This window comes from Saccharopolyspora sp. (assembly GCF_017434145.1).
In the GTDB taxonomy this organism is placed as follows: Bacteria; Actinomycetota; Actinomycetes; order Mycobacteriales; family Pseudonocardiaceae; genus Saccharopolyspora_C; species Saccharopolyspora_C galaxeae.
Window position 1 is genome coordinate 1 of the sequence record NZ_JAFRFW010000038.1, and the last position, 8229, is coordinate 8229.

Here is an 8229-nt window from a genome sequence, read left to right on the forward strand (position 1 = left end):
CCGACCGGTGTGGCCGCGGCCGTCGCCGCCGGGTGCACGGTGCTGGCGGTGCCGTGCGAGGTGCCGCTGGAACCGGGGGCGCGGCGCGTGGTGCGCGAAAGCCTCGAAGGGCTCGACGTGCGCACGCTGGGTGCGCTGCTGCCCGGCGCGTGAGGGCTGCCGGGTCTGCGGGCTGCCCAGTGGTGAGGTGGCTGTCGTCCGCCCGCCCGCCGAATGCGAGGATCAGCGCTCGTGAAGACCTTCGACGAGCTGTTCAGCGAGCTCCAGGACCGCGCAAGCAACCGCCCGGACGGCTCGGCGACCGTGGCCGCGCTGGACGCCGGGGTGCACGCGCAGGGCAAGAAGGTCATCGAGGAAGCCGGTGAGGTGTGGCTCGCGGCCGAGCACGAGTCCGATGCGGCCCTCGCCGAGGAGATCTCCCAGCTGCTGTACCGGCTGCAGGTCGTGATGCTCGCCCGCGGCCTGACCCCGCAGGACGTCTACCGGTACCTGTGAGTTCCTCAGCCCGGTAGGCCGTTTCCGCGCATCGCGTTGATCCGATCGCGTCGTGTCGGCCCGCCCGCGGCGATCACTGCGCCATAATGGGCTCAGACGATCATGGAGCCGGGGGAAGAGAGTCGGGGGTGAGCGAAATGTCCGTCGTGCAGCCGGGATCGGCGGCTCCGCGGTGGGAGCTGCTCGCAGGAATGCCGTGCTGGATCGAGCTGGCGACCACCGATGTGGACCAGGCGTGCGAGTTCTACGCCGGGCTGTTCGGCTGGGATTACACGGTGCACGACGAGGGGCAGCGAGGCGAGCACATCATCGCCTCCCGGGAAGGCTTCCCGGTGGCCAGCATCCGGCGGTCCGCCGCGGACCATTCGGTGTGGCGGCTGTTCCTCGCCGTGCAGGACGTGCACGCCAGTACCGAAGAAGCCGAACGGCACGGCGCCGAACTCGCCGTGCCGATCACGCACGTGCCGGGCATCGGCTCGAAGGCGGTGCTGCTCGGCCCCGCCGATGCCGAGTTCGGGCTGCTGACCCCGGCGGAGTCCTGGCAGTTCGACGTCGGGCTGCCGGGCACGCTGATGTGGGCCGAACTGGTCACCATCAAGGCGCAGGCCGCGGACACGTTCTTCCAGTCGATGTTCGGCTACACCGCCGAGCAGTTCGGCGCGGAGAACCGCTCCAACTACTCCGTGTGGTACCTGGCCGACGAGTCGGTGCTGGCGCGGGTCAGCATGATCCGCGACTACCTCACGCCCAGCACCCGGCCGCACTGGCTGGTGTACCTGGGCGCGGACGCGGAAGAGGGCGTCGACGAGCTGGTGCACCGGGCGGTCGGCCTCGGCGGGCGCATCCGCGTCGACCCGTACGGTTCCAGCATCGGGCGGGTCGCGGTGCTGCGGGACCCGACGGGCGCGCGGTTCGCGGTGGTGGACGGCACGCAGGCCACCGACTGGTTCGACAGCGCCGCCAACTTCGACCCGTACGACGACTGAGCTCGCAAGTGCTCGTCCGCTGAACTCGTTTTGCTTGGCCGGCGGAACCGGACCGGCGTCCGGAGCCGAACAATCCCAGGACAGGCGACAAGACGAGCGGGCACGTTCGGCCCGGTAGCGGAACCGCCCCGCTGCCGGGCCGCTTGCTGGGAGCTCGCCGCACTCGGCCGCGTTCGCCGACCGCGGAGAGATCAGTCGGCGCGGTCCAGCGCGGTCTCCTGCCCAGGATCCGGTTCCGGCCAGCCCGGGTACGGCGGCGGGGTGCCGCCGAACGACGGGCACAGCGCCTTGTGGTCGCAGTAGTCGCACAGCTTGCTGGGGCTCGGCCGGAAGTCCCCGGTGCGCCCGGCCCGCAGGATCGCCTGCCAGATCGCCTCCAGCGTGCGCTCGAACCTGCGCAGCTCAGCCTCGTCGGGGGTGTAGGCCAGCGACTGCTTGTCCGCCAGGTACATCAGCAGCAGCTGGCGCGGGATCTCGCCGCGAGTGCGCCACAGCACCAGCGCGTAGAACTTCATCTGGAACATGGCCTTGGCCTCGCCGATCTCCCGCGGGGCCGCACCGGTCTTGTAGTCGACCAGCCGGATCTCCCCGGTCGGAGCCACGTCGACGCGGTCGATGAAGCCGCGCAGCAGCAGCCCGGAGTCCAGCTCGGTCTCCACTCGCAGCTCGCACGCCTCCGGCTCCAGCCTGCGCGGGTCCTCCAGCTCGAAGTAGGAGTCCACCAGCTTGCGCGCCGAGCCGAGCCACTTCGTCAGCTCCGGGTCGTCGGTGAACAGCGCACCGAGCTCGGGCTGCTCGGCCAGCAACTCCTCCCATGCCGGTTCGAGCAGGTCGCGGGCGTGCTCGGCGTCGCGTTCGGCCGTCGGCAGCGCGAACATCCGCTCCAGGGTGGAGTGCACGACCGTGCCGCGGACCTGGGCCCGCGTCGGCTGCTCCGGCAGCTTGTCGACCACGCGGAAGCGGTAGAGCAGGGGGCACTGCTTGAAATCGCCCGCGCGCGAGGGCGAGAGCGCGGGGCGCCGCCTTCCGGAGGACGTCCGCTGCGCCGCCCCCGGCGTGCCGGAGTTCTCGACGTCCGGCGAGCGGTGATCCGCAGCAGCATCGCTCGACGAAGGGCCGCCCGAGGGAGGACCGCCCGCGCACGGGTCATCCGGGCGAGCACCGTCCCGCTGCGTGCTGTCCTGCGTAGCTGTGCTGGTCCGGGCCGGTTCCGACATGGTCCGCACGATAGATCAGCGCCCCGACAAGATCCCAAGCACGCCGGATCACCGGCGGTTCACCGCGGCCGTTCTACCCTTTCGGCCATGCCCGCCACCAACGCCCGCAGCCGCTCCGCATCCGGCGACGGCGGTCTGCTGCTGTGCCGGGTAGCCGGTGTGCCGGTGCTGCTGTCGCCGTCGTGGTGGCTCGGCGCCGTGCTGATCGTGCTGCTCTACACCCCGCTGGTCGGGCACATCCTCCCGCAGGCGACAACGTTGACCAGCGCGCTGATCGCCGCCGTGTTCACCGTGCTGCTGGGAGCTTCGGTGCTGCTGCACGAGTTGGGCCATTGCGTGGTGGCGCTGCGGCTCGGGCTACCGGTGAGCCGGGTGCGGCTGTTCCTGCTGGGCGGCATCTCCGAGATCACCCGCGCACCGTCGAAGCCGGGGCACGAAGGTCTGGTGGCCGCGGCCGGTCCCGCGGTCTCCCTGCTGTTGGCCGCGGCAACCGGGATCGGCTGGTTCGCGGTGACGCCGCACGGGGCGGTGTGGCTGCTGATCGCGCAGACCTGCGTGGCGAACCTGGTCGTGGCGCTGTTCAACGTGCTGCCGGGGCTGCCGCTGGATGGCGGGAGGATGCTGCGCGCGCTGCTGTGGGCGATGACGGGCAACCGGCACACGGGCACCAACGCGGGTGTCGTGGGCGCCGGTCTGGTGGCCGCCGCGCTGCTCGTCTACGCGCTCGTGGGCCTGCTGAGCAACACCGGCGACCAATGGCTGCGGCTGGCCGTGTGCGTGTTGATGGCTTGGTTCGTGGTGGCTGGGGCGAGCGCGGAGCACTCCTCGGAACACCGCAAGAGCCGCCCGACGAGGTTGTCCCTGCCCAAGCTGATGCGGCCGGTGCTGCAGCTGCCCGCGGAGAGCCCGGTCGGCGACGCGCTGGTCGCCGCGGCCGGGCGCGGCGTCGTGCTGGTGCGCGCCGACGGCATCGCGGTCGGCCTGCTGGACCAGACCGCTGCCGAGCGGCTGGCCACCCGTTCGCCGCAGGATCCAGCCGAGCGCGCCGCCGAACCCGTCGAACCGGACACCATCCTGCTCTACAGCGAATCCGGCGAAGCCGTGCTGGAGCGGGTGCGCACCGTGCGCGCCTGGCAGTTCCTGGTGATCGATTCCGAGGGGCGGCCCTGCGGGGTGCTGCGCCGCGAGGACGTGCGCAACGCGCTCAACGCCCGCAGACGCAGGCAGTGAGCGGGGCGCGCGCAAGAGCCCGGCGCACCCCTCTGCGACGATGGTCCGCCGTACCCGCCGCCGTGGATCTCACCGGCCGGCGGCTTTTCCCTTCTTGCGCACATGGAGGTCCGACGCACGTGAGCACCGTCAGCGGTGAGTTCGAACCCGGCGACCGGGTCCAGTTGACCGACCCGAAGGGCCGCCGCTACACCGTCGTCCTGGAGAAGGGCGGCGAGTACCACACCCACCGCGGCGTGCTGGCGCACGACGACCTCATCGGCAGTCCGGAAGGCTCGGTGGTGACCTCCGCGGGTGGCACTTCGTTCCTGGCGGTACGGCCGCTGCTGGCGGACTACGTGCTGTCCATGCCGCGCGGTGCTCAGGTGATCTACCCGAAGGACGCCGCGCAGATCCTCATGTGGGGCGACATCCGGCCCGGCGCGCGGGTGCTCGAAGCGGGCGCGGGTTCGGGCGCGCTCACGTGCTCGCTGCTGCGTGCCGTGGGCGACGAGGGCAGCGTGACGTCCTACGAGGTCCGCGCGGACCACGCCGAGCACGCCGAGCGCAACGTGCGCAAGTTCTTCGGCGAGGTCCCGGAGAACTGGACGCTGCGGGTCGCCGACCTCACCGACTACGACGGCGGCCAGGTGGACCGCGTCGTGCCGGACATGCTCTCCCCGTGGGACGTGCTGGACACCGTGTTCGACAAGCTCGTCCCCGGCGGTGTCCTGGTGGCGTACGTGGCCACCACGACACAGCTCTCCCGGGTCACCGAGGCGCTGCGCGAGCAGCAGTGCTGGACCGAGCCGCAAGCCTGGGAGACGATGCTGCGCCCCTGGCACGTCGTGGGCATGGCCGTGCGGCCCGAACACCGGATGGTCGCGCACACCGCGTTCCTGCTGGTCACCCGGCGGTTGGCGGACGGTGTCACGCCACCGCGCCCGCAACGCAGGCCGAGCAAGGGCTGACGCCGCGCACGATCACGACCCGGCTCATCGAGCCCCGAGCCTGCACACCTTCCACCGGCCGTCCTCGACCTCCAGCAGCAGCGCCTGGGCCACCGGTATCCGCGCCCCGTCCAGCTCGTAGGTCCCGGTCAGTTCGGCGCGGGCCTGCCGACCCTGCGCGGTGACGGGGCCGAGCCGCAGCTCGAACCGGCCCTGCGAGAGCTGCCCGAGCTGCTGGTCGAGTTCGGCCCGGTTGGACTCGCACAACGAGGAGCCGAGCGCGCCGAAGTCGCCCGCGTTGACCTTGTCGACCATGTCCTGGGCGACCGGCCGGGGTTCGCCGGGATCGGCGCCGCCGAACAGGAGCAGCCCGCCGACCACCGCCGCCGCCACGACCAGCACCCCGGCGCCGCCGAGCACCCACGGCAGCCGGCGGCGCCCGCGCGGCTCCGCCTCGATGTCCGGGAACGGTTCGCGGTCCTGCGCGCCGAAGTTCTCCCAGTCCGGTGCGGGCGGGAACGACGGTTGCGGACCGCCGAACTGCGCGTGTTGCGGCGGCGGGAACGGCTGCTGTCCCGGCTGCGCGGGGTTTCCGGTGATCGGCCCCTTCGGCAACCCGGCGTGCTGGTTGCCGTAGAAGGCGGGCTGCTGCTGCGATTCCGGCGCATCTTCGTCCGCGTCCTCAGCGGCTCGCCGGCCCCACCCGCCCGGGTCGGGCTGCTGCGGCGGATAGGTCATGTCCACCCCCAGGGGTCGTCCGGGCACAACGGCGTCCGGTGCGGTGCGCCCGGTGTGCGGCTAGGCAAGTAGACCAGAGCGGGGAGGCACCCGAGCGCGGAGCCGATCAACCCGCTGGGCGTGAGATGTCCTACACGAGGATCTCGTGGACCGAGGTTTGGGCCGGTCGCAGCAGCGCTGTGTTCCAAATGGTGGGAGCTGTGACGATTCGCCGACACGCCCGTGCGCGTCGGCACTCCAACGACACCCGGTTGTCGGCTCCCGGACACCCGGATGCCGCCATCCCGTCCGAAATGCCGTGGCGGAGCGGAAAACTCGTGGGTTCGGCGCCGAGTCCGGCCGGGACCGCACAGCGGCACCCGCACCGAACGGACCATGATCGTGAGCACACCGTGGTCGGCCGCCGCGCTCGCCGCGCCCGGGCGTGCTCGGCGGCCGCTGCGAAGTCATGGGTATTCGCCGATTTTTGTGGCACGCTGGCGGATCCGGCGGGCAATCACGACGCCGCCGTCGTCGGTGATCGCCGGTACCGTGGTGGTACGAGCACGGGAGGAGGGTGCCGACATGCAGCACGACCGTCCCGGCAGCCAGCCTGAAGAGGGCGGCGAGCAGCAGCCCGGTGACCAGACCGAGCTGCGAAGCCAGGTCCGTCTGCTCGAAGACGAAGTGGCATTGCTGCGCCGAAAGCTCAACGAATCCCCCCAACAGGCCCGGTTGCTGGAAAAGCGGCTGGCCGAGGCATCCGAGCGGGTGAGCCAGCTCACCGAACGGAACGCCAAACTCACCGAGACCCTGAAGGAAGCGCGCGGCCAGCTCACGGCCCTGCGCGAGGAGGTCGACCGGCTGGCGCAGCCACCGAGCGGCTACGGGACCTTCATGACCCGCTTCGAAGACGGCACGGTCGACGTGTTCACCTCCGGTCGCAAGATGCGCGTGGCGGTGTCGCCGAACGTGGACGTCGAACAACTGAAACTGGGCCAATCGGTCCGGCTCAACGAGGCGCTGACCGTGGTGGAGGAAGGTGCCTTCGAGCAGATCGGTGAAGTGTGCACCTTCCGCGAGGTGCTGCCCTCCAGCGGCGGCGACGGCTCCGGCCTGCCGCGTGCGCTGGTGCAGGGCCACACCGACGAGGAACGCGTGGTGTGGCTGACCGAACCGCTGTTCGACCTGGGGCTGCGCTCGGGCGACTCGGTGCTGGTCGACAGCAAGGCGGGCTACGCCTACGACACCGTGCCGAAGGCGGAGGTCGAGGACCTCACGCTGGAGGAGGTGCCGGACGTCGGCTACCTCGACATCGGCGGCCTCGGCAACCAGATCGAGCAGATCCGGGACGCCGTGGAGCTGCCGTTCCTGCACTCCGAGCTCTACGTGAAATACCAGCTGCAGCCGCCGAAGGGCGTGCTGCTGTACGGCCCGCCCGGCTGCGGGAAGACGCTGATCGCCAAGGCGGTGGCGAATTCCCTGGCCAAGAAGGTCGCCGCGGCCCGCGGGGACGACGACGGCCAGGCGAAGTCGTACTTCCTGAACATCAAGGGTCCCGAGCTGCTGAACAAGTTCGTGGGCGAGACCGAGCGGCACATCCGGCTGATCTTCCAGCGGGCCAGGGAGAAGGCTTCCGAGGGCACCCCGGTGATCGTGTTCTTCGACGAGATGGACTCGATCTTCCGCACCCGCGGCAGCGGCGTCTCCTCCGACGTGGAGACCACGATCGTGCCGCAGCTGCTGTCCGAGATCGACGGTGTCGAGGGCTTGGAGAACGTCATCGTCATCGGCGCCTCCAACCGCGAGGACATGATCGACCCGGCGATCCTGCGGCCGGGCAGGCTCGACGTGAAGATCAAGATCGAGCGGCCGGACGCCGAGTCGGCCAAGGACATCTTCTCCAAGTACCTGACCAAGGAACTCCCGATCCACGAGGAGGACCTGCGCGAGTTCGGCGGCGATCAGGACACCTGCGTGGACGCGATGATCCAGACCACCGTCGAGCGGATGTACGCCGAGACCGACGAGAACCGGTTCCTGGAGGTCACCTACGCCAACGGGGACAAGGAGGTCCTGTACTTCAAGGACTTCAACTCCGGGGCGATGATCCAGAACATCGTGGACCGCGCGAAGAAGTCCGCGATCAAGTCGGTGCTCGACACCGGGCAGCCGGGCCTGCGGGTCCAGCACCTGCAGGACGCGATCGTCGACGAGTTCGCCGAGAACGAGGACCTGCCCAACACCACCAACCCGGACGACTGGGCGCGGATCTCGGGCAAGAAGGGCGAGCGCATCGTCTACATCCGGACCCTGGTCAGCGGCAAGAACCAGGACTCCGGCAGGGCGATCGACACGGCCACCAACACCGGCCAATACCTGTGATCAGGAAACCGTTTCGGACCTTGTTTCGGCTGCTTTGGTGGTCACCGCTCAGCGGCTTCGCCGCTGACTGAAAGAAGGCGGGTTCCGGCAAGGACGGAACCGAGTGGTTCCCGTGGCGGGCGCCGGACTCCGGTGCCCGCCACGGGTGTGTGCGGGGGTCCGGGTGTCGATCCCGGCGGCGGGCGGTTAGGTTCGCAGCATGATCTCCACGCGCCGGATCGGTCTGGGCTTGGCCGCGCTGGGCCGCCCCGCCTACATCAACGTCGGCCG

7 protein-coding genes and 1 pseudogene are annotated in these 8229 nt (G+C 70.5%); 6 read left to right on the forward strand and 2 right to left on the reverse strand.

Annotated features, from left to right (window positions below; all coding sequences use genetic code 11):
- The 3 genes and pseudogenes from IJH84_RS00970 to IJH84_RS00980 all read left to right on the forward strand — a co-directional run.
- A pseudogene (locus tag IJH84_RS00970) lies at nucleotides 1–153 on the forward strand (HAD family phosphatase); the annotation flags it as partial.
- A gap of 78 nt (nucleotides 154–231) precedes the next feature.
- Nucleotides 232–495: a phosphoribosyl-ATP diphosphatase gene (locus IJH84_RS00975; protein WP_200069708.1), complete on the forward strand. Its 264-nt coding sequence runs from the start codon at nucleotides 232–234 to the stop codon at nucleotides 493–495.
- A gap of 137 nt (nucleotides 496–632) precedes the next feature.
- Complete coding sequence (locus IJH84_RS00980) at nucleotides 633–1481, forward strand: VOC family protein (protein WP_200069707.1); 849 nt, start codon at nucleotides 633–635, stop codon at nucleotides 1479–1481.
- 191 nt (nucleotides 1482–1672) lie between these two features.
- Here IJH84_RS00980 and IJH84_RS00985 read toward each other — a convergent pair whose 3' ends face one another.
- The gene (locus IJH84_RS00985) at nucleotides 1673–2698 is read right to left on the reverse strand and encodes a RecB family exonuclease (RefSeq protein WP_200069706.1); all 1026 of its coding nucleotides are present in this window, start codon (nucleotides 2696–2698) and stop codon (nucleotides 1673–1675) included.
- Between the two features lie 87 nt (nucleotides 2699–2785).
- Between IJH84_RS00985 and IJH84_RS00990 the strand changes: the two genes are divergently transcribed.
- Both IJH84_RS00990 and IJH84_RS00995 read left to right on the forward strand, forming a co-directional pair.
- Nucleotides 2786–3928 carry a site-2 protease family protein gene (locus IJH84_RS00990; protein WP_295139117.1) on the forward strand — a complete coding sequence of 381 codons (1143 nt, stop codon included), beginning with the start codon at nucleotides 2786–2788 and terminating at the stop codon, nucleotides 3926–3928.
- A 119-nt stretch (nucleotides 3929–4047) separates the two neighbouring features.
- Complete coding sequence (locus IJH84_RS00995) at nucleotides 4048–4878, forward strand: tRNA (adenine-N1)-methyltransferase (RefSeq protein ID WP_295139119.1); 831 nt, start codon at nucleotides 4048–4050, stop codon at nucleotides 4876–4878.
- A 24-nt stretch (nucleotides 4879–4902) separates the two neighbouring features.
- Here the strand turns inward: IJH84_RS00995 and IJH84_RS01000 are convergent, their stop codons facing one another.
- Entirely contained in the window at nucleotides 4903–5595 is a 693-nt protein-coding gene (locus IJH84_RS01000; RefSeq protein WP_295139122.1) for a hypothetical protein, read from the reverse strand.
- Between the two features lie 564 nt (nucleotides 5596–6159).
- Between IJH84_RS01000 and arc the strand changes: the two genes are divergently transcribed.
- Nucleotides 6160–7959, forward strand: coding sequence for a proteasome ATPase (arc, locus tag IJH84_RS01005; RefSeq protein ID WP_200069702.1), 1800 nt, complete (start codon nucleotides 6160–6162; stop codon nucleotides 7957–7959).
- The last annotated feature ends 270 nt before the right edge of the window (nucleotides 7960–8229 follow it).